This window comes from Synechococcus sp. R5-15, from assembly GCF_047462035.1.
Classification (GTDB): domain Bacteria; phylum Cyanobacteriota; class Cyanobacteriia; order Thermostichales; family Thermostichaceae; genus Thermostichus.
Genome location: NZ_JANSIK010000044.1, coordinates 1 through 23,693 on the forward strand (window position 1 = coordinate 1; position 23,693 = coordinate 23,693).

The 23,693-nt window shown below is 58.6% G+C and carries 23 protein-coding genes; 12 read left to right on the plus strand and 11 right to left on the minus strand.

All coding sequences use genetic code 11. The features are described 5' to 3' along the window. Positions 1-62 precede the first annotated feature (62 nt). A complete protein-coding gene (locus tag NW839_RS04665) occupies positions 63-521 on the plus strand; it encodes a molybdenum cofactor biosynthesis protein MoaE (protein ID WP_414330989.1) in 459 nt (152 codons plus the stop codon). 6 nt (positions 522-527) lie between these two features. Here the strand turns inward: NW839_RS04665 and NW839_RS04670 are convergent, their stop codons facing one another. Further along, positions 528-1,460: a bifunctional riboflavin kinase/FAD synthetase gene (locus NW839_RS04670; protein WP_414350047.1), complete on the minus strand. Its 933-nt coding sequence runs from the start codon at positions 1,458-1,460 to the stop codon at positions 528-530. A gap of 33 nt (positions 1,461-1,493) precedes the next feature. Further along, the gene (locus NW839_RS04675) at positions 1,494-1,979 is read right to left on the minus strand and encodes a CGLD27 family protein (RefSeq protein WP_011433781.1); all 486 of its coding nucleotides are present in this window, start codon (positions 1,977-1,979) and stop codon (positions 1,494-1,496) included. A 179-nt stretch (positions 1,980-2,158) separates the two neighbouring features. Here NW839_RS04675 and NW839_RS04680 point away from each other — a divergent pair, with 179 nt between their 5' ends. Then, the gene (locus tag NW839_RS04680) at positions 2,159-3,175 is read left to right on the plus strand and encodes an FHA domain-containing protein (RefSeq protein ID WP_414350046.1); all 1,017 of its coding nucleotides are present in this window, start codon (positions 2,159-2,161) and stop codon (positions 3,173-3,175) included. A gap of 149 nt (positions 3,176-3,324) precedes the next feature. Further along, on the plus strand, positions 3,325-3,762 hold the full coding sequence (gene hpxZ, locus NW839_RS04685; RefSeq protein WP_414350045.1) for an oxalurate catabolism protein HpxZ: 438 nt from the start codon (positions 3,325-3,327) through the stop codon (positions 3,760-3,762). Here hpxZ and NW839_RS04690 read toward each other — a convergent pair. Continuing rightward, a complete protein-coding gene (locus NW839_RS04690; RefSeq protein ID WP_414332294.1) occupies positions 3,714-4,826 on the minus strand; it encodes an ATP-dependent 6-phosphofructokinase in 1,113 nt (370 codons plus the stop codon). The genes hpxZ and NW839_RS04690 overlap by 49 nt on opposite strands. Positions 4,827-5,313: 487 nt before the next feature. On the opposite strand from NW839_RS04690, the gene NW839_RS04695 reads away from it, so the two are divergent. After that, a complete protein-coding gene (locus NW839_RS04695) occupies positions 5,314-5,673 on the plus strand; it encodes a pentapeptide repeat-containing protein (protein ID WP_414350044.1) in 360 nt (119 codons plus the stop codon). 29 nt (positions 5,674-5,702) lie between these two features. Here NW839_RS04695 and coaD read toward each other — a convergent pair whose 3' ends face one another. From coaD to bchB, 4 genes are all read right to left on the minus strand, one after another. After that, positions 5,703-6,182: a pantetheine-phosphate adenylyltransferase gene (coaD, locus tag NW839_RS04700; RefSeq protein ID WP_011433776.1), complete on the minus strand. Its 480-nt coding sequence runs from the start codon at positions 6,180-6,182 to the stop codon at positions 5,703-5,705. Positions 6,183-6,202: 20 nt separating this feature from the next. Next, positions 6,203-6,538, minus strand: a complete 336-nt coding sequence (gene cutA, locus NW839_RS04705) for a divalent-cation tolerance protein CutA (protein WP_414350043.1) — start codon at positions 6,536-6,538, stop codon at positions 6,203-6,205. Between the two features lie 61 nt (positions 6,539-6,599). Further along, positions 6,600-7,604, minus strand: coding sequence for a UDP-glucose 4-epimerase GalE (galE, locus tag NW839_RS04710; RefSeq protein WP_414350042.1), 1,005 nt, complete (start codon positions 7,602-7,604; stop codon positions 6,600-6,602). Positions 7,605-7,658: 54 nt separating this feature from the next. After that, entirely contained in the window at positions 7,659-9,191 is a 1,533-nt protein-coding gene (gene bchB / locus NW839_RS04715; protein ID WP_414350041.1) for a ferredoxin:protochlorophyllide reductase (ATP-dependent) subunit B, read from the minus strand. 651 nt (positions 9,192-9,842) lie between these two features. Here bchB and NW839_RS04720 point away from each other — a divergent pair. Continuing rightward, positions 9,843-10,145: a Mo-dependent nitrogenase C-terminal domain-containing protein gene (locus NW839_RS04720; protein WP_414330967.1), complete on the plus strand. Its 303-nt coding sequence runs from the start codon at positions 9,843-9,845 to the stop codon at positions 10,143-10,145. 80 nt (positions 10,146-10,225) lie between these two features. Here the strand turns inward: NW839_RS04720 and NW839_RS04725 are convergent, their stop codons facing one another. Then, complete coding sequence (locus NW839_RS04725) at positions 10,226-15,052, minus strand: translocation/assembly module TamB domain-containing protein (RefSeq protein ID WP_414350040.1); 4,827 nt, start codon at positions 15,050-15,052, stop codon at positions 10,226-10,228. Between the two features lie 296 nt (positions 15,053-15,348). Between NW839_RS04725 and NW839_RS04730 the strand changes: the two genes are divergently transcribed. The 5 genes from NW839_RS04730 (at position 15,349) to NW839_RS04750 (ending at position 18,992) form a co-directional block, all read left to right on the plus strand. Next, the gene (locus NW839_RS04730; RefSeq protein WP_011433770.1) at positions 15,349-15,762 is read left to right on the plus strand and encodes an STAS domain-containing protein; all 414 of its coding nucleotides are present in this window, start codon (positions 15,349-15,351) and stop codon (positions 15,760-15,762) included. 8 nt (positions 15,763-15,770) lie between these two features. Then, the gene (locus tag NW839_RS04735) at positions 15,771-16,526 is read left to right on the plus strand and encodes a precorrin-2 C(20)-methyltransferase (RefSeq protein WP_414350039.1); all 756 of its coding nucleotides are present in this window, start codon (positions 15,771-15,773) and stop codon (positions 16,524-16,526) included. An 825-nt stretch (positions 16,527-17,351) separates the two neighbouring features. Further along, positions 17,352-17,510 carry a hypothetical protein gene (locus tag NW839_RS04740; RefSeq protein WP_011433768.1) on the plus strand — a complete coding sequence of 53 codons (159 nt, stop codon included), beginning with the start codon at positions 17,352-17,354 and terminating at the stop codon, positions 17,508-17,510. 322 nt (positions 17,511-17,832) lie between these two features. After that, positions 17,833-18,291 carry a GNAT family N-acetyltransferase gene (locus NW839_RS04745; protein ID WP_414344496.1) on the plus strand — a complete coding sequence of 153 codons (459 nt, stop codon included), beginning with the start codon at positions 17,833-17,835 and terminating at the stop codon, positions 18,289-18,291. Between the two features lie 179 nt (positions 18,292-18,470). Beyond that, complete coding sequence (locus tag NW839_RS04750) at positions 18,471-18,992, plus strand: peroxiredoxin (RefSeq protein ID WP_414350037.1); 522 nt, start codon at positions 18,471-18,473, stop codon at positions 18,990-18,992. 4 nt (positions 18,993-18,996) lie between these two features. Here NW839_RS04750 and NW839_RS04755 read toward each other — a convergent pair whose 3' ends face one another. Further along, the gene (locus NW839_RS04755; protein ID WP_414344512.1) at positions 18,997-19,182 is read right to left on the minus strand and encodes a hypothetical protein; all 186 of its coding nucleotides are present in this window, start codon (positions 19,180-19,182) and stop codon (positions 18,997-18,999) included. A gap of 144 nt (positions 19,183-19,326) precedes the next feature. On the opposite strand from NW839_RS04755, the gene NW839_RS04760 reads away from it, so the two are divergent. Further along, complete coding sequence (locus NW839_RS04760) at positions 19,327-20,067, plus strand: glycerophosphodiester phosphodiesterase (protein WP_414350036.1); 741 nt, start codon at positions 19,327-19,329, stop codon at positions 20,065-20,067. Here the strand turns inward: NW839_RS04760 and NW839_RS04765 are convergent. Further along, complete coding sequence (locus tag NW839_RS04765; RefSeq protein ID WP_011433763.1) at positions 20,064-20,798, minus strand: protein-L-isoaspartate(D-aspartate) O-methyltransferase; 735 nt, start codon at positions 20,796-20,798, stop codon at positions 20,064-20,066. The two genes, NW839_RS04760 and NW839_RS04765, sit on opposite strands and share 4 nt — an antisense overlap. Before the next feature lie 510 nt (positions 20,799-21,308). On the opposite strand from NW839_RS04765, the gene NW839_RS04770 reads away from it, so the two are divergent. Continuing rightward, positions 21,309-23,189, plus strand: a complete 1,881-nt coding sequence (locus tag NW839_RS04770) for an AMP-dependent synthetase/ligase (protein ID WP_414350035.1) — start codon at positions 21,309-21,311, stop codon at positions 23,187-23,189. 13 nt (positions 23,190-23,202) lie between these two features. On the opposite strand, the gene NW839_RS04775 is transcribed toward NW839_RS04770, so the two are convergent. Continuing rightward, the gene (locus NW839_RS04775) at positions 23,203-23,523 is read right to left on the minus strand and encodes a hypothetical protein (protein WP_414331146.1); all 321 of its coding nucleotides are present in this window, start codon (positions 23,521-23,523) and stop codon (positions 23,203-23,205) included. Positions 23,524-23,693 lie beyond the last annotated feature (170 nt).

Sequence of the window (23,693 nt, forward strand, 5' to 3'; positions counted from 1 at the left end):
ATCCGTACTGAACATATTATACATTATTTTCAGTATAGTTGAGCTTATTATTGACTAGAGTCATGCTCCTGACCGTCCTGAAGACTTCCTTCCAGATCACCCTGGCTCCCCTGTCCATCGACCGTGTCCACCAAGAGGCCTCCCATCCGGGCAATGGAGCTGTGGTGGTGATGAGCGGCACTGTTCGAGACAACACCAATGGCCGCCCTGTCGATTACCTGGAATACCAAGCCTACGAGCCCATGGCTCTGAAGGTCTTCGCCGATATTGCCCGACAAATTCAGCAGCGCTGGCCAGATGCCAACAGTGTGGTCATCCACCACCGCATCGGCAAGCTGCGCATTGGCGAGATCAGCGTCTTGGTGGCGGTGGGCACCCCTCATCGGGCCGAAGGGTTTGCTGCCTGCCAATTTGCCATCGACACCCTCAAGCACAACGCCCCCATCTGGAAAAAAGAATACTGGCGAGATGGCACCAGCGCCTGGGTGAGCCTTGGCGCTTGCGAGCTCTCTTCGGCATAGATCCCCCTACACCATACCCACTTGCTCAGCCAAACCCAATTGCTGGCGGGCTGTTTGGCAATCTTGCTGAATTTGCTGAATCAAATCTGCCACCGTGGGAAATCTCCGCTCTGGGCGGATAAAGCCCCGTAGCGCCACCCGCACCTCTTGCCCGTAGAGATCTCCTGTCCAATCCAATAGATGCACCTCGACGGTGTGCTGTAAACCGGCAAACGTGGGCCGATGGCCAATGTTCATCACCCCAGGTAGAGCTGCCGCAGCAGCAGGCACATCCACCCAAACGCTGTACACCCCATCGCGGGGCAAAAACTTCTCCGGAGGCAAGCGGAGGTTGGCGGTGGGAAAGCCCAGTTGTCGGCCCCGCTGATCCCCTTGCACCACTTCTCCCGTTAGCCGGTAAGGACGACCCAAGAGCGCTTCGGCGGTGGACACCTCCCCGGTCGCCAGGGCAGCTCGAATGCGAGAGCTGCTCACCCGTTCCCCGTTCAGTTTCGTCTCCGGGATTACCTCCACCGGAATGCAGTGCTCGGATCCCCAAGCCTGGAGCGTTTGGGCGTTGCCGGAGCGACGGTGACCAAAGCAAAAATCCCAACCGACGCTGAGATGGCGAACGCGCAGGCCCTGTTCAAGTACCGTTTGGATAAACTCTTGGGGGGGCTGGCAGGCAAATGCAGGGGTGAAGGGGAGCAGTACCACCTGCTCAAAGCCCATTTGCGCCAACAGATCCAGCTTTTCGGCAGGGGGAGTGAGCAACAGCTGAGGCCGCCTCGTCAAGACTTCCTGGGGATGGGGATGAAAGGTGAGGACAGTACGTACCCCCTGAAGAGAATCTCGAATCGGCTGCAGCACCTTCTGATGGCCCAGATGCAAGCCATCGAAGTTCCCGATGGCCACAGCGGTGGGTCGCAAGGTTTGAGCCAGATCAGAAGTGATGTGCACTGTCCGGGATCCTAAAAACAGCCAACCAACTGCCTACCCCAGAGGCCACAGCAGGGCCACCAACCCACTCAAGCCCACTACGCCCCACAAGCTCCGTCGCAGGCGCTGCAACACAGGATCAATCTGATACCTGACAATCAGCCGATGCTGAGCCAGCTCCTCTTCTGACTTGGCATACATCGCCCCATCGTACCAGCCACTTTCTTCATAGGGAATCTGGGCTTGTACCAAGCGCCGCCGCACATAAGCCCATCCCAAGTAGAGATGGAGCAACACCAGGCCGAGCAAGACATTGGCCCCCAGCACCGACCCAGAGACAAAGTGGCCCCAATCTCCGGCAAAGCTGCTCCAAACCAGCGGGGAAACCGCCAGCACAACAGCTCCCCAAACCCCAAAGATTCGTTTTAAGTAAGGGATCCACCCCAAAGCAGGCCAGGAAAAAGGAAAGGCTTCCCTCAGCTCTGCATATTGCCGGAGCGGCTGTTGCTCAGCGGGAATGGGATGGGAGGGATCCAGCATAGACCTTAACGTATCTACACAATAATGATATCGGTCGGGTTGGCCCCCCGCCAAGCCCATCCTCAGACCTCCATCTCCCAGCAGAGGCGGCTCAGAAATCGAGCCCGGATACCCCCCATCAACCGAAGGCAAGCGGGGTATCGTATTAAAGTGTGGTCGCGTCTAGAATTCATCTCATCATGAGCGTCACGAGCGAATCTGCCGCCATTGCCGCACCCTATGTAGTCTTAAAAGAGCCGGATGGCAGCCAAAGAAAACACGTTCTCTCGGGAGCGACCGCTTGGACCCTAGGCCGTGATGAAGACAACGCCATCGTCTTGAGCGATCCCAGCGTTTCCCGCCAACATGCCCTGCTGCAATACCTCGACAACAACAGCATCTATCTCATCGATCTGGGCAGCCGCAACGGCTCGTTTGTCAACAATCGCCGCGTCAGCATTCCCACCCTGCTGCAGGATGGGGATCACCTCACCCTTGGACAATCCCAGCTGGAGTTCCACAGCGGATCCCTGGCCAGCTCGGAACCCAGCCCTGCGGCCAAACCTTCGGACACCCTGGTTTTACAAACCCGCTGGCTGATCTCGGTGGCGGTGGTGGATGTGCGAGGTTACGGACAACTGACTCAACAACTGGACGAGCGCCTGCTTTCCCAGGTGATGGGCGATTGGTTCCGGCGGGGTGGGGATATCATTCAGCAGTACGGGGGCACTGTCGATAAATACATTGGCGATGCGATTATGGCCGTTTGGTTCCATGTGCCCCAAGCCAACACTGCTTCTCTGGGCACGGAAGTGCCGGGAATTCACCTCGATGTGAAGTCGGTTTTGCAGGCCATAGCGAAGCTGTTTCAAATGACCGAGCAGCTGAACGGTGAGTTTCCGCTGCCTTCTCCCATTCGTCTGGGGGCAGGGGTCAACACAGGCTCGGCAATCGTGCGCCAGGTGGGCAACAACACCCGCCAAGAATATACGGCTCTAGGAGATACGGTGAATTTGGCCTTTCGCATCGAGAGCGCTACCCGCACCCTCAACGCCGACCTGGCGATCAGCCAGGACACCTATACCTGCTTGGCCAAACAGCTGGGGCAGGCAGCCGCCTGCTTCTCCCATCAGGCTGTGGAGCTGAAGGGGTATGCCCACCGCCATCAGGTGTACTACTGCGATGTGCGGTCTTTGCAAGCCGTTCTCAGCCCCTAGACTTGGATCCGACTACCCGGAGATGTCTTGCCGCTGTCTGCTGTCTGACAGAGCAAGGTGGGGGATCCCGCTGTTCTTTTAGAACCTCCTGCTGCTCCTTGAGCCGATAAGATGGCAAGGCCCATTTCGACTGCACAAGAGCCTGGCCCATGACTCTGGTCAATCGCCCCGAGGTGGTGGCAGAGCTAACCGAACTCTACCATCAGTACGAAGCTGCCCTGACGAGCAATGATGTGCCCACCCTGAACCGCCTGTTTTGGGATGGCCCCCAGGTGGTGCGCTTTGGTGTGGGGGAAAATCTCTACGGGGGAGAGGAGATCAAGGCTTTTCGCCAACAGCGCCCTCCCACGAATTTGGCCCGCGAGATGCTGCGTTTGCAGGTGGTCACCTTTGGGGAAGATTGCGGCTCGGTCACCCTAGAGTTTCGCCGTCCGGTGAACGGGATCCCTCGCTTGGGCCGCCAAAGCCAGATGGGGTACAGGTTCCCCGATATCGGCTGGAAGATCGTCTCTGCCCACGTGTCGTTTTTGCCGGAAGATCAGGGGGAAATGCTGCGCAAAAGCTGCGGATCCACCTCGCCCACGTAGGTATTCAGCCCAATGGCTGTGGCGATCAAAGCCCCGTCCACCTCCACCCGCCGATACTGGGAGATGGCCTCTGCCAGGGGCACATCCACCACCCGCCGATTTTGCCAGGCCACCATGCGGTCGTATTTGCCTTGGGCGATCAAGTCCACAGCAGCCACCCCAAAGGCTGCTCCCAGCAGGCGATCCAGAGGAGAGGGCGTACCTCCCCGCTGCAGGTGGCCCAAAACCATAACCCGCGTCTCGATGCCGGTGCGCAGGGCGATCTCGTTGCCGATGTAATGGCCGATGCCGCCGTAGAGAGACTGCCCCAGGCTGTTGGTGTGGGTCACCGGCTCCCCCGACTCGGTGCGAACCGCCTCCGCCACCACCACGATGCTGAAGTTATTGCCCCGCTCTTTGCGGTCGCGGATTCTTTTGCAGACATTCTCCAGCTTGTAGGGAATTTCCGGGATCAAAATCACATGCGCCCCCCCGGCAATGCCGGCGCTGATGGCAATGTGACCGGCATCCCGCCCCATCACCTCCATGACCATGACTCGGCTGTGGCTGATGGCCGTGTAGGTGAGCTGATCTAGAGCTTCCACAGCCACGCTCAGAGCTGTGTTGAACCCCACCGAATACTCGGTGGCACCGACATCGTTGTCGATGGTCTTGGGGATCCCGACAAAGTTCCAATCCCCCTGCAGGGCCAGTTGCCGGAGAATGGCCAAGCTGCCATCCCCCCCCACCCCGATCAGCGCATCCAACCCAAGCCGGTGGTAGCCGGTGATCACCTCTGCCGAGCGATCCACCAAGCTGCCATCGGGCATAGGGTAGGCGAAGGGGTTGCCTTTGTTCACGGTACCCAAGATGGTGCCGCCGTAGCGCAAAATGCCGGAAACCCGCTTCACATCCAGCAGCTCCGCCTCCACCGGTCGAGCCATGAGCCCTGCCGTCGCATCTTTGATGCCATAAACTTCCATGTCGTAGTCGCGGGCCCGCCGCACCACCGCTCGAATCACGGCGTTGAGGCCGCCACAATCGCCGCCGCTGGTGAGGATCCCGATTCGCTTACGTTTGGGCATAGAGCTCTAGTTAAAGAAAGGTGAACATCCTGAACAGAGATAAGGGTCTATATCGCTTGCAGAGAATCCCTACTCAATCGCAAACTACGGATGTGATCCAGTCGATCATTATCCCAATTATCTTGGTTCAATCAGCTCTGGAGAAACACCTTCTGGTTGGGGGAGTGCTGAAAAAGAAGAAATTGAGGGATCCATACAACCCAGCAAGATCAGGTCAGCTTGCGCTCCCGGTGGGGCTTGGGGTTGGCGATCAAGCCCAGCCGTTAAGCATCCTTCACAAAAAGAATTAAGAAACATTGCCGCACAAGCTGCCGATTAGGAAAGACTTCTATATCTCTGAGGATAGATCTTTCCAAAAAAACTTGGGGGCAACAATCCACTCAAAAACTGAAATTATTTGTTAAGCAGGGATGATCAAAACCCGGTCAACCCGATGATAGGGATGAGGATAGAGATAAGGCATCCAGTCTGATTTGGGAGCAGTACCATGACTCAAACCATTGCCCAGTGTGCTCTACAAGGGGCCTCAGAGTTGCTCAGCCGCTACCGGCAGGGAGAGCGCCATTTTCCCCAGTCCTGCTTGGAGTATGCCTTTTTGAGGGGGGTCGATCTGCGAGGGGCCAATCTCGAGGGATCCGATTTGCATGGGGCTAACCTGCGCTACGCCAACCTGCGGGGCAGCAATCTGGCGAAGGCCGACCTGCGCTGTGCCGACCTGCGCTATGCCGACCTTGAGGGAGCCTGCTTGGAAGGAGCCAATTTGAGGGGATCCCTCTACAATCACAGCACCTGCTTCCCGGTGGGGTTTGATCCGGTGACGGCAGGGATGCAGCCCTTTGAATTTTGATTGGGGAAGGAGAGGGGATCCCTGAGCCCTCAGGCCAAGGGAAAGCGCTCCCGCAAATCTCGAATCACCGGAGCGGGCACCAGATGATCGATGGGGCCGCCCAGCTTGGCGACCTCCTTCACCAGGCTGCTGCTGACAAAACTGTGCTCGCTGGCGGTGGCAAGGAACAAGGTTTCCAGTTCGGGAGCCAAAAGCTTGTTGGTGTGGGCCATTTGCAGCTCCACATCGAAGTCCGACAAGACTCGCAAGCCGCGCACGATCACCTTTGCCCCCCGTTGACGGGCGTAGGCCACCGTCAGACCTGAAAACGTATCAACCTCAACATTTTTGAGATGGGCCGTGGACAGGCTAATCTGGGCTTGCCGCTGCTCTGGGCTGAACAGAGGGGTTTTGTTGGGGTTTTTCAAGACGGCGACAATCACCTTAGAAAAGAGACGACTGGCTCGCTCGATAACATCGAGATGTCCAAGGGTAATGGGGTCAAAGCTGCCGGGGTAGAGGGCGATCATGGCCAACCTCGTGCTATTCCTCACCCTACCTGGTCTCGGGCCCAAGCCAAATAGGTTGTGCTCACTTGAGTGGCTGCCAGAGCCAGGATCTCGGGCTCAGCGTAGGGGTGCAGCTCTCGCAGCCGTTGTTCCAGGCGGGGATAGGCAGTTGCGGGCAATTTGAGCAGGATGAGGAACTCGGCATCGGCCTGCAGGGATCCCTGCCAGCGATAGTAGGACGTGATCCCGGGCAAGACCTGGGCACAGGCCACATAACGTTCGGCCACCAAGGTATGAGCCAAGCGATGGGCCTCGGCTTCGGATCCCACTGTGGTCATGACAACCGCGAGGGTATCGGGTGTGGTCTTATCGTCCATGCGGGGCAGTGGTTAACCAAGCGGTTCCTCCCTATCCTATCGCCCGCCAAGTTAGACGCTCCTAGCTCAACGGGGGCCTAGATTTGCCGAAATAGGGCCGCTTCTGGTGCCAGCGCCAGGCAGTTTGAATGATCTCGGCCAAGTCGGTGTAGAGAGGTTTCCAGTTGAGATCCCGAAAGATGGCACCGGCATCGCCCACCAAGCGCGGGGGATCCCCAGGTCGACGTGCTCCCATTTGCACCGGGATCCGCTTTCCGGTCACGGCTGCTGCGGTGGCAATGACCTCTTTGACGGAAAAGCCTTGGCCATTGCCCAGGTTGTAGGCTGGTTGTATGGGCCGGCCAGAGGCCAGCGCTTCTATTGCCAACACGTGGGCTTGAGCCAGGTCGGTGACGTGAATGTAGTCGCGGATACAGGTGCCATCGGGGGTATCGTAGTCATCTCCAAAAACCGTGATGTGAGGACGTTGGCCGCCGGCGGCCTCCAACACCAAGGGGATCAAGTGGGTTTCCGGGTCATGGGCCTCCCCAATTTCACCATCGGGATCGGCTCCGGCGGCATTGAAGTAGCGCAGGCTAATGGATCGGATCCCGTGGGCAACCTGGAAATCTTGCAAGATCTGCTCCACCATTAGCTTGCTCTGGCCGTAGGGGTTGATGGGACGTTGCGGATGACTTTCGGGAATGGGAATCCGCTCTGGCACCCCATAAGTGGCACAGGTGCTGGAGAACACCAGGTAAGGGATCCCGTGATCCCGCATGGCCTCCAACAAACTCAGGGATCCGGCCACATTGTTGCGGTAGTATTTGCCGGGATCCTTGACCGACTCGCCCACATAGGCATAGGCAGCAAAGTGAATCACCCCTTCTGGGCGATAGCGCTGGATGACTTGATCAAGCCGCTGGCGGTCGGCGAGATCCCCAATCTCCAACGGCCCCCAGCGAACTGCCCAGGGGTGCCCGTAAACCAAGTTGTCGTAAGTGATGGGCAGATGGCCAGAGGCCGCCAGAGCTTTGCAGGTGTGGCTGCCGATGTAGCCCGCCCCGCCGGTAACCAGGAGACGCATACGCCAGCTTAGATAGGGATCGCACCCAGGATAAAGGCTGCCGACGGGATCCCTTCAAGCTCCAAAAGCTTCTTTGGCAGCGTACATAACCTCCACACCGATCTCGGTCAAGCCTCGTTCGCGGGCAAATTTTTCGGTGTTGCGTTTAACCTTGCCGCGCACAAAGCCGGGCACCTTGTTCAGCTCCGCCTGGGCTTCCCGCGTCCAGATGAGGTCGGAATCGGCGCTCAGGCTCTTGTGAATCACCTCCTTGGTGTCGTGGCCACCGAAGATCTCCAACAGGTGATCTTCCATGCCCAGGGTAAAGGAGTTGTAGATCAAGTCCACAATTTGGTTGGCGCCCTCGTAGCCCAAAAAGGGCCGGTAGCCGATAGGGAAATCCTGCACGTGGATGGGGGCCGAGATGACCCCACAAGGGATCCGCAGCCGTTTGCCCACATGCCGCTCCATCTGGGTGCCGAAAATCGCAGCAGGTTCCGCCTGGGCAATGGCGTCCGCCACGCGGGTGTGATCCTCCGTCATCAAGACCTGATCGCAATATTCCCCCACCTCTGCCTGGAACCACTCTCCATCGTAGGTGCAATAGCTGCCCGCCCACACCACGTGGATCCCCATCTCGCGGGCCAGGATTTTGGTGATGGCCGCCGCGTGGGTGGAATCCCCGAAGACCACCGCTTTTTTGCCGGTTAGGTTTTGGCAGTCGATGGAGCGGGAAAACCAGGCCGCTTGGGAAATGTGCAGCGTTTGCTCCTGGATGTAGGCTTCATAATCGACAGGGATCCCTTGCTCGTTTAGGATCTGCTGGATCTGGCGGATGAAGCGAGCCGTTTCCACCACCCCCATCGGGGTGATCTCGATGGAAGGCGTGCCAAACTCCTCCTGCAAGTAGCGAGCTGTCATCGGCCCCAGCTCCCGGTAGGGCACCACATTAAACCAAGCCCGCCCCAGGTGTTTGAGATCGTGGACACTGGCCCCTTGCGGGATCACCAGGTTGAGCTGGATCCCCAGATCCCGCAGCAGCACCTTCAGCTCCCGCAGATCATGGGCATTGTGAAACCCTAGGGTGGAAATGCCAAGGATGTTACAGGAAGGCCGCTCCGTCTTTTGGGGCAGGCCGTCTAACTCCCCGCTTTTGCGAGCTTTGGTGATATAGAACTCCACAATCTGCTGCAGGGTGCGATCCGCTGCCTGCAATTCGTTAACCCGGTAGTGGTTGACATCTGCCAGCACCACATCGCAGCGACTGGCCAACTGGGCCTGCCGGACAAAGTGATGCAGATCTTCCTGCAAAATGCTAGAGGTGCAGGTGGGGGTGACGACGATCAGATCCGGCTGCTCCTCGCCGTCTTTGCGGACGATGTTGCGAATCACCTTTTCGTCGGATCCCCGCGCCAACACCTGCCGGTCAACGACGCTGGTGGTTACCGGAGTAAAATCCCGCTCTCGCTCCAACATGGAACGCATCACGTTGAAATAGTCGTCTCCCAGAGGAGCGTGCATGATGCTGTGAACGTTTTTGAAGGAGCTGGCCACCCGCAGCGTGCCGATATGGGCAGGGCCAGCGTACATCCAATAGGCCAATTTCATGGGCAGCCTCTCAAGAAAGCCAGAGACAAAATCAAGGATCCCAACCCACCGCCGGATGTGCACCCGCTGGGAATCTCTCCTGGCATTGTAGAACGCTCAGCAGCCGGCATCCCTTGGCTGTTATCCTCCGTAACTCCCAACCGAGACGCTCCCAAGCCAAACTCGATCAAAAGAAAAACAACCCTGCCAAGGCAAGTGTGATTACGGGGATCCCCCTACTCCGCCCAAAGGGCTTGTTCCATCCTAGAAATAGGAGCGATGGATACCCATCTGGCCCCAAAGTTCAAGCTGAGGAACCTCAGGGATCCTGACAGGGAATCGGCTGGTGGACAAGAGCAGAGGAGTTTTTGTATTTTTCGTTACATGTTAACTTTTGGAGACAAAACATGTAGCTCTACAACGTTGAGCAGAGATTCTTGTTTACAGAAGCAAGCTTTCTGTTGAGGAAGGCAGACTAACAGAGGGAAGAGAGATGGCTGATGTTTCCCTCAATACAAACTCGACACAGAGAATTGTCGATGGCTAGTAATTTTGCGCGCCGTAACCGACCAAAGGCTGCTGCTTCTTCAAAGGTTGAGGTGAAAGCTTATGGGTTCCACAACGATTTCTTGGCAACGTGCTCGCAAAGCTCCTCAGGAGCTGCCTGGTTCCATGACTTCTGTGCTTTTCAAGTCCACGGGTCGCCTGCGCGACTGGTTGCAGGCTCCGTTGCGTCCCATTCAATCGGCTATGGATAACTTTAGCATCCGCGATCCACGCTTGGCCCATTTCCTTTGCCGGTGGATCCCGGCCCGCTGCCCCTTTGAGCGAGATGTGGTGCTGTTTGGCCATAAGGTGATGCACATTCCGCCCATGTGTAAGCTCAACCCCCTCTACGACCAGGTGGCAGGGCTGCGCTTCCGGGCCTTGTCGTTTTTGGCGGAGCGAGGAGAAGACATTAGCCGTTACCTGTAAGGCAGCTTTTTCCACTAAATCTTTTTTCAAGGGATCCCTGGCCATCCAAAGCCTGCTGCCAAACTCCGGAGCGGATCCCATTAGAAGCGGGTCTCAAACTCGATGGAAATGACATTGTTGCCCTCGAGGTCGATGCTGGCGCGGGTGAGGGTTTGCTCGTTGAGGCGGTAGCGGGCGCTGTAGCGGGTGGGCTGAAAGGGATCCGTTAGGTTGCGCTGCACCGAGATGGAAGTGGCTGGCCCCAGATCGCGGGCCACCTCCAGCGCTAGCCCTATCGAGGAGCGGTTGGCAGCGCGGGTATCGACCTGGGGGACGGGGCTAATGCGCACCTCGTCTAGGCCCAGGGTGTCCCGCAGCGTGTCCAGCACATCGTTGAGCAAGGCAGTTCCGGCCAGGCCGGCCACTCCCGCTTCGGGGTTGAGGCGGGCCAGAGCTGTGCCTCCCAGGAGGGCGACGATCTCTTCGGGGGAGCGGCTGGGGCTGCTGGAAAGGGCCAGAACCCCGTTGCGGGGATCCGCCTCAGCCAGCTGGCTGGCCCGCCCGTTGACCGTGGCGAAAATCTCGATGCTCTGCTGGGATCCCGGCAGGTTGCGGTTGGTGTCGAAGGGGGAGAGCTCTTGGGGAAAGCGATAGACCTCGATGGCCTGGGTCATCAAGCGCAGGTTCAGGAAGGGATCGAAGGGGTTGTCTAGGTCAAAAGTGGCGGTATTGGAGCGGGAGCGATCCAGGCGAAAGTTGGCAAGGGGCAGGTTGACGCGGCCTCGCTCTAGGGCAATGGTGCCCGCTGGGCGCAGATCCTGGGGAGTGCCAAACAGGCGCAAGGTGCCGGCAGCATTGAATTCAAACAGATTGGGACGCTGCACGCGGATCCCTGGCCCCAAGACCAGCTCCAGTCCGTTGAGCCGCGGCTGCCAGAAGGGATCCGGCGAAGTCGAGCCGGCGGCAGCTGTTGCGGCCTCAGGTTCTGCCCGGCGGGGGCTGACATCCACGATCCCTTGAGAAACCTCCAGCCGCCCCTCGAGCAAAGGTTGCAGAAGCAGCCCTCTGACAGCCACCTCGCCGTCCAGATGGCCAGTGTAGAGGCTGGGCAGGTTGAGCTGGATCCCTTGGAGTTGCAGAGTTAAGGGTGGCGAGGTTTCGTCCATCTGCAGGGCACCGCGAGAGTTGACGGGCAAAAAGCCTTCAGCCAAAAGGGATCCACCCCCCAACTGTCCCCGCAGCTCCTGGACTTGCAGCTGATTGAGGTTAAAGGCGATCTGGCCTGTGAGGTCGGTAATGGGCTCCGGCAGGGCTGCCAGCTTGAGGATCCCCGAGTTGACGCTCAAGTTCCCCTGCAGGCTGGGCTCTCGCAAGGTGCCGCGGATGGCCAGCTCCAGTTGGCTTTGGCCGCCTTCCCAGCGCACCTGGTCGGTGAAGAGGTTGATCAGGCGCAGACCGCCATGCTTGGCTTGCAGGGTGAGGTCGATCTGGTCGGATTCGGCCCGCACCTCGGCAAAGGGCAGGGTGTAGGGCACCAGGCCAAAGAGGCGAATGGGTTCGTCACCATTGGCCAGCAGGGCGCCGTCCAGGCGCAGCTGCCCCCGCTGGTAGTCAAATTGTCCTCCCACCTCCCGCAGCGGCACCTGGTTGATCTGGGCGTTGACCACTGTCAGGGATCCGCGGGCATGGGGATCCCGCAGGTTGCCGGCCAGCTCCACGTCCAGGTTGAGATCCCCCTGCAGCTCCAGCTCCTCTGGCAGGAAGCGGTCCAGCAAAGCCAGAGGCAATCCTTGGATTTGCAAGGATCCCGACTGTTCCTCTAGGCCCAGCTTGCCCACAAAAAGGGCTTGACGTTCGCCACTGCGCAACCGCAGCGGCTCCAACACCACTGCATCTCCAGCCAGGCTGCCCCTGGCAGTAAGGCTTTCGATGCCAAACTCCTCTGCCTGCCAATTCTGGCCCTCAAGGTAAAAGCTGACGCTAGGCCGGTTGAGGCTGCCGACCAGGCTAACGCTGGCTTGGAATTCCCCTCGCAGACTTGTGGGCGGCGGGAAAGTGCTCCGCACCGCTGACGCGAACAGCGGATCCATGCGGCTGGCCAAGGTCTCCAGGTGGACGGCCAAGATCTGGGCATAGTACTCCAGCTGCTCCAGGAGAGGATGGTTGGGCAAACCAACCGGGTCGGTCTTTAACGCCGAGGCAGGGCCCAAGGGGGGCCGCCGGAAGCCGCGAGTGGTGATGTCTTGCCACTGCCGCCACTTAAAGGCAGAGACGATGTCTTCCAGGCGGCCCTGGCGGGTGCTGATCTCTAGGTTAATTTGAGGAACGGAAACCTCTGGAGTAGACTCCAAACCGCCCTGGAGGGGATCCGCCGGCAGCTCCAGGGTGCCGCTAGCGGTGTAGGTGCTCTCAAACAAATCCAGTTGAGCTTGGGCGATCTCTAGGCGAGGAGAACCATTACCAGCGTGGTAGTCGAAATCCACCGAAAAGCCCCGTACTTCGATCCCTCCCAACTGCAGATCCGCCACCGCAGCCCGTCCTTGGGCGGCGCCGCTTGCCAGGTCAACTGCCACCTCCCCCTCGAGGGTTCCCTGCAGACTGGCCCACGGCCCGGCAGCCACCCCCCCCAGCAAAGCCAGAGGCAACTGGTTCACTGCCACCTGGAGCTCCTCTTGCCGGCGTTGGCCGCGAATTTCCGCCTCGCCCCGCTGCACCTGAAACTGCAAAGGCTGAAACTGGGGATCCAACTGCAGCGCCAGTCGATCCCGCTTCCCCCGCAGATCCACTTCCGTCCCCTGAACAGACCCCTGAAAGGGCCCGGCCAAGTCTTCAAAGGCCACATCTCCCACCTGCAAGCCCCGCAACTGCGCCTTGCCAGTCACCTGCAAGGTGTCCAGAGGTCCGCGGATCTGGCCGGATCCCTGCAGCACTCCTTTCACCAGCGGCGGCAGGCCGGGTACTTCTGCCAGCGCAATCCCGTCGGTGGTAAAGCTCAGATCCAGGGATCCCACCTGCAGGGTTTGAGGATCCACCGGGATCCGCCCCCGTATGCCGGCCAGCCGAGTTGCGTCGGCCAAGATCTCACCTTCTTGGATCACTAGGCCCGCCCCATCCCAGGCCACCTGGCCCCTTGCCTCTCCCAGAGGCTGCGACAGGATCACCGAGCCCTGCGCCCGCAGCGCCCCCAAAAAGCCCAGCTCCGACACCTCAGCCGTGTTCACCTGCGCCGTGAGGGCTCCTGAGAGGGATCCCGTCCATTGGGGGTTAAAGAAAGCCAGCGGCACATTCTGGGGGCTCACCTGGGCTTGCACTTGCCCTCCTGCCCACCGCCCCGCCACCTGCGCCTGCCCTCCTTCTACAGCCAAGACTGCCTGAGGCACCTCCACCACCCAACCGTCAGCCTCTGGCAAGAGCTGGAGCTGCCCTCTTCCGGCAATCTCTCCCCCAAGACTTTCCCAGCTGGCCTCCGCCCGCGGTTGGGATCCCGTCAGCGCCACCTGCACTTGAGCGGAAACCGGCCCCACCCAAGGAAGAGCGCCCCGGCGGGGCAGGTTGAGGCCGTAAAGGGCCAGCACCTGCTCCACGTCGGCTCCGCTGACTTGAAGATCGAACTGGCCTGCCAAGCCGGCAGCCCATTGCAGCTGGCCGGAGCCTTGGATGCGACCCCCTGCAGTCTTGAGGTCAATTGCTTCCAAGGCCAAGGTTTGATCCGCAAAGCGGAAGCCAAAGGCATACTTCGACACCGGCAGGCGATCCACCTGCCCCGGCGAAAGCCCCCGCAACTGTCCCCGAATCTGTGGCCGATCCAAGGGGCCGGTGACCGCTACGGATCCCCCTACCACCCCCTCCACCGCCACCGGCAGGCCAAAGGCAAACGTCTCTTGGATCTGCTGCAGGCGGGCCGGCGCTACTTCCGCCTGCAAACCAAACCCCTGTCCTTGCTCCCAGACCACCGGGCCTTTTAGCTCGGCAAAGGAAAGCTGACCAAAGCGACCGCTCACCCCCTCCAGCTCCAACCCCTGCAAGGTAAAGCGAACGGAGCCCTTCACCTCTTCAAAAGGATGGGGCAACCTCTCCAGATCCAGCCGAGCCTGTTGAACCTGGGCCTGCCCCGTCAACTCCAGCGGTTGATCCCGCCGCCAGAGCACCTGGAGATCCAAGCCAGTTTCCCCCTGCACCTCCGCAAAAGGGGCCGCCGGCACCACACTGGGCAAGAGATCCAAAGGCAGACGAGCCGCAGAAAGCGTCACCGAACCGGAAGCCTGGGCAAAATCCGCCACCCCCCTGAGCTGCAGGGGGTACCCCCCCTCCCCCTCCCGAGGGAGCAACCGTGCCGTCGCCTGGAAACTGGCCCGCCCCCCGAAAAGATCCTCCTCTCCTGGCGGGGCATTGTGAGTCAGCCACACCTGCACCTGGCCCTGCAGCCGATCAAACTGGCGTCGCTCCCCCACCAAAGGGATGGCCGTCAGGGATCCCTGGCGCAAGCGAATATTCAGCCCCTGGAAAGGCAGGGATCCCTCCCCTTCCCCTTCCGGCAGTTGAAACTGAACATCCGCCCATCCCCGATCCAGCGTTTCCATCAGCAGCAGTTGCGGCTGGTTTAGGGTAACATTCAGCACCCACTGACCCGTCTGCAGCCAAGTCCAGAAATCAGGGCTGAGGTCGATGGAGCCGATACTGGCCAGATGTTCAACGCGGCTTTCTCCCAAACTCACCTGCCAAGGGGACAGAAACCTCACCTCCCCCAACTCCACCCGCCGCCGCGTCGCCTGAGATAGAACATCCTCCACCTGGGGCAGCACCTGAGTTTGAAGATAAGCCGCAGCCCCCCAAGCTGCCCCAAAAGCTGCAGCCGTTAAGCCCAAACCCAGCCCTGCCCCCACCCAAGCCAAAGCGCCGGGGGAAAGGTTGAATTGTCGCTGCTGCATCTCTGGATCTCGGTGATCTTCTCCCAACCGCCCACCCCTTAAAAACCTGTCAGGCTGCCAAAAGCCGTTCGTGCATTGCAGGTCGGCCCTGCCGGCAAAGTTGCCCCCATCCTACCCAAGGACTCCTGGCTTGCCACGAGGGAACAGAAAGAAGAAATCCCTGCTCCCAGGCGTAATTCCCCCAAAGACCCAGCGGAAAAATACCGTCTCGCGAAGAGAACGGGGATGCTAAGCTATCTCCACACCCGAGATTGAACCCACCTTGGGGCCTCTCTCAGGTGTTCCCTTCTGTCGAGATGGTTGAAAGGAGAAGAGCCATTCCGGAACCCCTATCTCTGACGGTCAGCTTGCGCGGCAGCCGCGAGGCGCTGGAAAACTGCCAGGTCTTTCACCTGACCGGCCTTCTGGATGCCTTTTCCGAGCCGGTCTTTGTTAAGGTGGTCACCAAATACCTGGAAGAGGGATCCCCTAACCTGATCCTGGATTTGACAGGGATCGACTTCATCGACAGCTCTGGCGTCGGCGCCCTGGTGCAATTGGCCAAGCTGGTGCAGGGCCGCGCAGGTATCTTTCAGGTGGTGAGCAACCCCCGCATTACCCAAACGGTGAAACTGGTGCGCCTGGAGAAGTTCCTATCTTTGCGCAACTCCTTGCAGGAAGCCTTGGATCGCCTGAAGGAAGGAAGTACGGGCAGTACAGAGACCGCCTGATACACAGTATGGGTCTGGGAACCTTTTGGGGGATCAGTGCTGGAGCAGGGGATCCCGACTGGATAACGGTCAAAGCAGCCCGCATCCTCAGCACGGTCAACTGGGTGGCCTGTCCCCAAAATGCCGCCGGCCAGCCGGGCCTGGCCTATCAGATTGTGCGCCCTTGGCTGCGACCGGAACAAACCCTCTTGCCGCTTCGCCTGCCCTTTGTCACCCAGCCGGAAGTCCTGCAAGCTGCCTGGCGAGTGGCTGCCCAGCAACTGGCCCCACTCCTAGAAAGGGGAGAAGATGTCGCCTTCATCTGTGAGGGAGACGTGGGCCTCTACAGCACCTTCGCCTACGTGGCCCAAGCCCTGCGGCAGCGGATCCCCGCCTTGCCCATCCAGGCCATACCGGGGGTGTGCTCTCCCTTAGCCGCTGCTGCTGCCCTGGGATCCCCCTTGGTGCTCGGCTCCGAGAAATTGGCGATTTTACCGGCTCTGTTTGCCCTCTCGGAACTGGAGCAGGCTTGTGCCTGGGCTGAGGTAGTCGTCCTCATGAAAGTGGCCTCTGTCTACCCTCAGGTTTGGCAGTGGCTGGCCGAAAGAGGTTGGCTGCAACAAGCCAGCTTGGTGGTCTGGGCCGGCTGGCCCCAGCAAACCCTCTTCCCCACCCTGGAAGGACTGGCCGACTACCGGCCCCCCTACTTTTCCCTGCTGATCCTGCGTTCTCGGCCCCGAAATCAAGATTCTCTTAACCTGGAAAACGAGCTACAGCTGGAATGAGTTTTCTAGGATAGGGAATGAGTTCCTTCCGGCGATTAAGCCCGAAGCAGGGGTTGGTCGTTGTTTTTTTGCGTTTATTTCTGTTTAGCTCAAGGCTCGCGCCGAGCCAGCTTGTTTCCCCAAAAAATCAGGTGTCCTGTGACGGAAAGAGGCTGAGGAATCCGAATCCAGAATGCTGGGATCCCTCATTGACCTGAACCAAAAAGAGATGAAAAGACCAAGTTAAAGGAATGATCCAGCCTGTTAAGAATGGTTGCCGCCCTTGGTGGAGAGATCGGCTATAGGTTAGATTATGAATGTAGTGATTCAGGCGAGGAGGATAATATCTCATCCCCATCCCAAACGCGAGGCACCGCTTCTCGATTGAATCAAATCCAAAATTCAAGTCCAAGGTTCTCTGTCGGTCAACGCTTTGATCCAAGCTTCCGATCCGTTGCTTCGGCAGACTCTCCTGAGAAGTGGTTGTCTCGCTCAGCAGAGCACCTGGTACCTACGACAGGTTTTCCTCAAAGCAGAACAAGGGAGTTAGGCAGATAGCAGTTGGGCTTGCTGCACAAGCCACTGGGAAAGTGAGAGAGCGCTCTAGGTGTTCCTCAAATAATCCTCAAATAAAAGTGGTTTTGCCAGATCAACAAGCTCAGCCGGCTATTTTGAGTCTCCATTCATGAGCGAGTCAGGGTGGGAAAATCGGTGATCAGGTTCAGGTGCTCTCAACCTGCAAGCTCTGCGAGTCGGAACCAGCGCTCAGTGGGACAAGGACTGCGGGCTTTAGCAATTCGAGGTTCTCTCAGTTCATAGTTTCACTCTCACTTTCAGGAGGTTGCTATGTTTACCTTTCTCTCAAAGATTGCTAGAGCAATTATCCGCATATTTGCTCCTGCCAAGTCCGATCTGGTGGAAGTGGGTTACCAGCCCATCACGGATGATATCTATCGCATCAACGGCTCAGCCTGCCGTTTTAGCGATCTGGAGATCTCATCGTAAACCTCAGAGTCGGATTCTGGTGTCGGAGCGGCCACTGGCGCTGGCCTAGAAATTGGAAAAAATTGGAAAGCTACAAGTTAAGACAACTGAATAAGTCTTAGTTAAGTCTTGGATGCGGTTAGTCCGCGTCGGCAGGGGTGGTTTTCCTCCCTGTGGCCAAGTTCTACCGGTTCAGTGGTGGCTTCCCGTGGGGGTCACCACTTATTGTTTTGTTGTTTGCAAGTTGTTTGGGAAAATAAGGAGAATGCTTGCGGTTGCCCTATCTCAACCTGTGTTGCCTTCCCCCGTAGTTTACCCAGCTACATCGAATGATCTGGATCCCTTGGCCGAAGTTCTAGCCCAGGTTTTTCATCCCCCCTCAGGTCTGCAACGCTGGATCTACCCAATTCGCAAGCTGGGCATTCGCGAAGAGTTGCGCCTCAGGCTGGCCGCAAGGGATCCCCACTACTGCTGTCTGGCAGCTGCGGTGGGATCCGAAGTGGTGGGCACTGCCGAGATCTCTTTGCGGGTCACAGCCCACGGGAAGTATCCCTACCTCTCCAACTTGGCGGTGCTGCCCGGCTGGCGGCGGCGAGGAATTGCTCGTCTGCTTTTGCTCAGTGCTGAAGGGGTGGCGAAAGGGTGGGGCTACCGCTGTTTGCATCTGCACGTATTGGAAGACAATCTCCCCGCGCGGCAACTGTACGCTCAACTGCGCTATACCCCCATCGAACGCACCTCTCAACTCTGGCGATGGTTGGGGATCCCTCCGCAGCTTTTGCTCTGCAAGTGGTTACCTTGAATTGGCAAAGGAATTGGCAAAGCGGCAACATTGAGCTGGCAGAGTGGAGATGCTTCCCACCCCGCTGGCTTGCTTCTGCGCAGTGAGGCGAGTTCCTGGACTCATATAAAGTTATGTAAACTAGAGATGGGTTCTAGAGAGGTCTCGGAGGGGCAGTGAGGGAATTGGGCAGGGTTTTCATGGGATTGATTGTGGGCCTGCTTGTGGGCTTTGGGATGACTCAGCCTGCCTGGGCTCAGTGGGGAACTACTCCTCTCCCGCCAATAGGTTCTCCGGCACCGGAGTTCGCATTGCCGGATCAATCCGGGCAAATACGGCGGCTGGCGGATTTTCGGGGGGAGTGGGTGGTGTTGTATTTTTACCCCCGCGACTTCACTTCCGGCTGTACGATTGAGGCCCGCCGCTTTCAGCAAGATTTGCCCAAGTTCCGGGCCATGGGGGCGCAGGTTGTGGGCGTGAGCGCCGACTCGGTGGACTCCCACAAGCGCTTTTGCTCGGCAGAGGGGCTACAGTTTCCTTTGCTGTCGGATCCCGATGGTACGGTTAGTCGAGCTTACGGCTCCTGGATGGGCGATGTTGCCCTGCGCAATACGTTCTTGATCGACCCGGAGGGGATTTTGCGAGAAATCGACCCAATCGTGAACCCCAGCCGCCACAGTGCTGAGGTTCTGGCCCAGTTGCAGCAGCTTATCAGGAACTAGCCCTCTAGCTTTCCGGGCCAAAAGTCTGCTCGAACTCGTAGAGCAACTCGTCGATCTCCTCCAGCGCTTGGTTGACATCCACGCGCAAGCTGCCCAAGTCTGGCTTTTCCAACAGCTTGGCTACCGCTGGCCGGCGTTCGCGGATTAGCTTGATGCGCTCTTTCAAGGCGGCAATTTCGGCGGCGTCCATAGCTTCAGAGACCTAATTGACTCTCCTAGCTTATCGCTTCCGCTGGGGGAGTGTCGCCTGCTGGGATCCCTTTCTGAACCACCGAGAGCCAATCATAATAGAGCTGCGCAACCTGGCACTCAACCCCGCTTCAGAGGTGCTGACATGCTCCCCTACACCCAGATTGTCGCCCACCGTGGGGAGCACACCCACGCCGAGGAAAATACCCTGGCCGCTTTTGCTGCCGCTATTGAGGTGGGGGCCGACCAAATTGAGCTGGATGTGCGCTGTAGCCGAGATGGGATCCCGCTCGTTGTTCACGATGCCGATTTGGATGGACAGCCTTTGTCTGCGCTAACCTGGGCCGAGATTCGGGCCCGCAAACCCACAATTCCCACTCTTGAAGAGACCCTGTCACATATCAAGGGCAAGATCACCCTCGATATCGAACTCAAAGAAGCAGGCTATGAGGAACAAGTCCTTGCCCTCGTTAGCGATATTTTGACCCCCGAAGAATTTGTGATCACCTCTTTTTTGCCTCAGGTGGTGCAGCGGGTTAAAACGCTTTTGTCCCCGCAACCCAAGGTTGGCCTGTTGATCGAGGCAAAGGCTGAGGAGCAAGCCAAGGGATCTTTACTTACCCGTTGCCGGGAGTTGGGAGCGGATTTTCTGGCCCCCCACTACAGTTGGGTGAACTTGCAGTTCTTGGCTGAAGCTGAACAGGCCGGGATCCCTCTGTACGTTTGGACGGTGAACGATCCTGAAGTGATGAAGTTGTGCTTGCAGCCATTTGCCGGCTCAGTAGGACAAAATCCCGTTGTTCAAGGGTTGATTACCGACCGTCCCCAATTGGCTTTGCAAATTCGCGCCCACCTTTTGGCAGGAGTAGAGGGGGCAAAACCCTAGACCATGGGCACAAACTGCACCGGAAAAGCCCCTTTTTGAACCCATCCTTGGGCTGTTTTGCAGAGGATCAGCAAGGACTGGGATCCCTGGGCACCGGAGTCCGAAGGGCTTTCTCCCACCGGCACCACCAAGGTGCCCCCCACCGCCAGTTGATCCAGCAGCACCATGGGCACAGTTGGGGGCGCTGCCGTCACCAGAATGGCATCGTAGGGAGCATGCTCTGGCCAACCTTGGTAGCCATCCCCCTGACGCACTTCCACGTTGCGATAGCCCAGGGCAGCGAGGGTTTGTTGAGCTTGAGCAGCCAATGGGGACAGACGCTCCAGGCTATACACTTGCCGGGCCAGCTCTGCCAAAACAGCCGCCTGATAGCCGGAGCCGGTGCCGATTTCCAACACCACCGATTCAGGCGTGAGACGAGCAGCTTCTGTCATAAAAGCAACAATATAGGGCTGAGAAATGGTCTGGCCATAGCCGATGGGCAGAGGGCAATCCCTGTAGGCCCGATCCCGCAGATCAGAGGGGACAAAAAGGTGACGCGGCACTTTTCCCATGGCTTCCAGTACCCGTGGATCTCGGATCCCTCGTTTGATGAGCTGTTTCTTGACCATCTGCTCCCGTTGGGAAGCAAAAGGATCGGAAGCGTCTGGGGGCTGAGGTTCAACTTCTGGGATCCCAGCTGGAGAGCGAGAAGAATGTCTCCACCGGAAGGATGAGAATGGGTTGATCACCGATACACAACCTCCAGAAACGATGAGCTGCTCAGCTAGAAATCGCAGGAGCCCCGTACGGTACCCGTAGGGTCAGTGTCGGGAGGAATGCTATAATGGTACTGCGGACACCAGAAACAGCTGTTTAGGGCACTGGTAACGGTCGATTGGGGGTGCAGTAAACCACCCCAGAGGCTCGCGGTTGGCTTGCTAACTGCAGGGCTACTAAAAGCCCGCTTCGTACCGCCTAGCGGTCGGTGTCGGGTAGTTTACATGAAGCTTACAGCCGGGATCCCCATGGGAGATATGGGATCCGGTTTGATCAAAATTGTAAAGTTTTGTGCGCAATCTGCCGGGGCGAGCAATCACCACCCTGGTTCTGCCAGCGCAAGATTTTATAGTGTTGATCCCTACCTTTTCCCCGCAAGGGGAAGATGGTGAATGGGGTGACAGGCTGGGAACTGTCCTAGCGACACCTGGGGAGAGAGGCTGGGTTTAGTAGACTGTAAACGTAATTTACGGTACAGATCTATGACAACTGCTGCCGCTTCTGCTACTCCCACTGCCCCTGAGACGACGCTGCTGAACGTTTGGCAAGTGCTGGCGGAAGAGTTTGCCGGTCAGGTTGCCCTACGGGATCCCCACGCGCAGCCAGTTTTCGAGATGTCTTATGGAGAGCTGTTTCGCCGCATTCAAACCCTGGCGGCTGGCCTGCAGGCTTTGGGCATTTGCCCGGGGGATCGGGTGGCCATTTTTGCCGATAACTCCCCCCGCTGGCTGATGGCCGATCTGGCCACGATGTTCACGGGAGCTGTGAATGTGCCCCGCAGCGCTGTGGCGGATCCCAGTGAGCTGGGCTACATCTTGCGCCACTCCGGTAGCACGGCCCTGATTGCTCAGGATCTGAAGACCCTGAGGCGGATCCGGCCGGATGTGCAGGAGCTGGGCCTGGAACGGCTGCTGTTGCTTTCCGATGAGCAGGAAGCAGGGGTGCTGAACTTTTCCCAATGGCTGCAAAAGGGTCGGGAACACACCTACCAACCCCCAAAGCTGGAGCGATCCCAACTGGCCACCATCATCTACACCTCCGGCACCTCCGGTCGGCCCAAGGGGGTGATGCTCAGCCACGGCAACCTGATGCACCAGGTGGAGAACTTGGGCGTGGTCGTACAGCCACAACCGGGGAATAAGGTGTTGACCATTCTGCCCACTTGGCACTCTTATGAGCGGGCTTGCGAGTATTTTCTCCTCAGCCGTGCCTGCATGCTGGTCTATACCAGCCCTCGCTTTATCAAACAAGATTTCCAACAGGAGCACCCCCATTTTCTGGTGGCAGTGCCCCGGATTTGGGAAACCGTTTATGAAGGGATCCAACGGCAATTCAAAGAGAAAAGCCCCCTGATGCAGCGGCTGATCCGCGCTCTGATGGCCGTGAGTGAGAGCCATGTGCTCTCTGGACGGATAGCTCGCAACCAGTCGATTTTGCATTACGGAGTCAGCCCCTGGGTGCGCCTGCAGGCTCGCCTGCAACATTGGCTGCTCTGGCCCCTGCACCAATTGGCCGATGTGCTGATCTACCGCAAGGTACGACGGGCGTTGGGCCCCAATTTTCAACATGCCATCAGCGGCGGTGGATCCCTGCCTGCCTACTTGGATCTGTTCTACGAGGTGGTGGGCATTTCCATCTTGAATGGCTACGGCCTCACCGAAACTTCGCCGGTGTTGTGCGCGCGGCGTCCAGACAACAATGTGCGCGGTACGGCTGGCCCCCCTCTGCCGGGGACGGAGTTTCGCATTGTGGATCCTGAAACTCGACAGCCGCTGCCCCCTGGAGAAAAAGGACTAATCCTGGCCCGTGGCCCGCAGGTGATGATGGGCTACTACAACAACCCGGAAGCCACTGCCAAGGTGCTCAGCTCCGACGGCTGGTTTGAAACCGGGGATCTGGGCTGGCTCACCCCCGACGGGCAACTGGTGATCACCGGCAGGGCCAAGGATGTCATTGTCCTACTCAATGGGGAGAACATCGAGCCCCAGCCGCTGGAAGATGCTTGTCTGCAGTCTCCTTACATCAGTCAGATCGTGATCGTCGGGCAAGACCAAAAGAAATTGGCTGCCCTCATCTACCCCAACCTCGATGCCCTCAAAGCCTGGGCTGCCGAGCAAGGGATCCCGGCTGAGGATGCCGAGCTGCTGGCCCAGCCCCAGACCCGCACCTTGATTTTGCAGGAGGTGCGCCGCCGCATCCAAGAACGCCCTGGCTACCGGCCCGACGAGCAGGTCAGCGACTTTCGCTTCTTGCCGGAGCCGCTGAGCGTGGAAAACGGCCTTATGACCCAGACCCTGAAGATCAAGCGCAACCCGGTGGCTGAGCGCTATGCCCACCTCATCCAGGAGATGTATCCGGCTTGAGGTGCAGGCCCACCTAAGTTTGGGATCCCCGTTGTTGCTCCAAGTAGCGCCGGAATTGCTCCGGTGGAATGGCCCCTCGGTAGGCTCCACAGTAGTAGAGGGTAAGCACTGCCTTGTAGGCCCAATCGCTTGGCACCACATCCGGGAAAGGGCTGGGCAAAGTATCTGCTTGGTTGTTGGCGCAGGCTTGCAAAATTTGCTCTGTGGTTAGCTGTTCTGCCAGGTCTGGAGGGAGTTCCCGCAGGTTGGCTTGGGCCAGAGCGGCGGTGGGCAGGCTCAAACTGGAGAGGGCTGCGCCCACAAGAGCTGAGGTGAAGAGGTGTTGCACTTTCATAGCACTCCGTGCTGTGCAGAGCACAGACAACTCGAAGAGGGTTAACGAGGGATCGATTGAGAGGGAATCCGTCCGGGGAGTCCCTTCTTCAGCTTACTAGCGCAGGAGCCCCGCACTGTACCCGTAGGGTCAGTGTCGGGAGGAAAGCGCTTTGATGAAGTACAATGAAC

Bases quoted from the DNA above. Each gene is read 5' to 3' on its own strand.
- NW839_RS04665 (WP_414330989.1), top strand. From the start codon at position 63: ATGCTCCTGACCGTCCTGAAGACTTCCTTCCAGATCACCCTGGCTCCC.
- NW839_RS04675 (WP_011433781.1), bottom strand. From the start codon at position 1,979: ATGCTGGATCCCTCCCATCCCATTCCCGCTGAGCAACAGCCGCTCCGG.
- NW839_RS04680 (WP_414350046.1), top strand. From the start codon at position 2,159: ATGAGCGTCACGAGCGAATCTGCCGCCATTGCCGCACCCTATGTAGTC.
- hpxZ (WP_414350045.1), top strand. From the start codon at position 3,325: ATGACTCTGGTCAATCGCCCCGAGGTGGTGGCAGAGCTAACCGAACTC.
- NW839_RS04690 (WP_414332294.1), bottom strand. From the start codon at position 4,826: ATGCCCAAACGTAAGCGAATCGGGATCCTCACCAGCGGCGGCGATTGT.
- NW839_RS04695 (WP_414350044.1), top strand. From the start codon at position 5,314: ATGACTCAAACCATTGCCCAGTGTGCTCTACAAGGGGCCTCAGAGTTG.
- coaD (WP_011433776.1), bottom strand. From the start codon at position 6,182: ATGATCGCCCTCTACCCCGGCAGCTTTGACCCCATTACCCTTGGACAT.
- cutA (WP_414350043.1), bottom strand. From the start codon at position 6,538: ATGGACGATAAGACCACACCCGATACCCTCGCGGTTGTCATGACCACA.
- galE (WP_414350042.1), bottom strand. From the start codon at position 7,604: ATGCGTCTCCTGGTTACCGGCGGGGCGGGCTACATCGGCAGCCACACC.
- bchB (WP_414350041.1), bottom strand. From the start codon at position 9,191: ATGAAATTGGCCTATTGGATGTACGCTGGCCCTGCCCATATCGGCACG.
- NW839_RS04720 (WP_414330967.1), top strand. From the start codon at position 9,843: ATGACTTCTGTGCTTTTCAAGTCCACGGGTCGCCTGCGCGACTGGTTG.
- NW839_RS04725 (WP_414350040.1), bottom strand. From the start codon at position 15,052: ATGCAGCAGCGACAATTCAACCTTTCCCCCGGCGCTTTGGCTTGGGTG.
- NW839_RS04730 (WP_011433770.1), top strand. From the start codon at position 15,349: ATGGTTGAAAGGAGAAGAGCCATTCCGGAACCCCTATCTCTGACGGTC.
- NW839_RS04735 (WP_414350039.1), top strand. From the start codon at position 15,771: ATGGGTCTGGGAACCTTTTGGGGGATCAGTGCTGGAGCAGGGGATCCC.
- NW839_RS04740 (WP_011433768.1), top strand. From the start codon at position 17,352: ATGTTTACCTTTCTCTCAAAGATTGCTAGAGCAATTATCCGCATATTT.
- NW839_RS04750 (WP_414350037.1), top strand. From the start codon at position 18,471: ATGGGATTGATTGTGGGCCTGCTTGTGGGCTTTGGGATGACTCAGCCT.
- NW839_RS04755 (WP_414344512.1), bottom strand. From the start codon at position 19,182: ATGGACGCCGCCGAAATTGCCGCCTTGAAAGAGCGCATCAAGCTAATC.
- NW839_RS04760 (WP_414350036.1), top strand. From the start codon at position 19,327: ATGCTCCCCTACACCCAGATTGTCGCCCACCGTGGGGAGCACACCCAC.
- NW839_RS04770 (WP_414350035.1), top strand. From the start codon at position 21,309: ATGACAACTGCTGCCGCTTCTGCTACTCCCACTGCCCCTGAGACGACG.
- NW839_RS04775 (WP_414331146.1), bottom strand. From the start codon at position 23,523: ATGAAAGTGCAACACCTCTTCACCTCAGCTCTTGTGGGCGCAGCCCTC.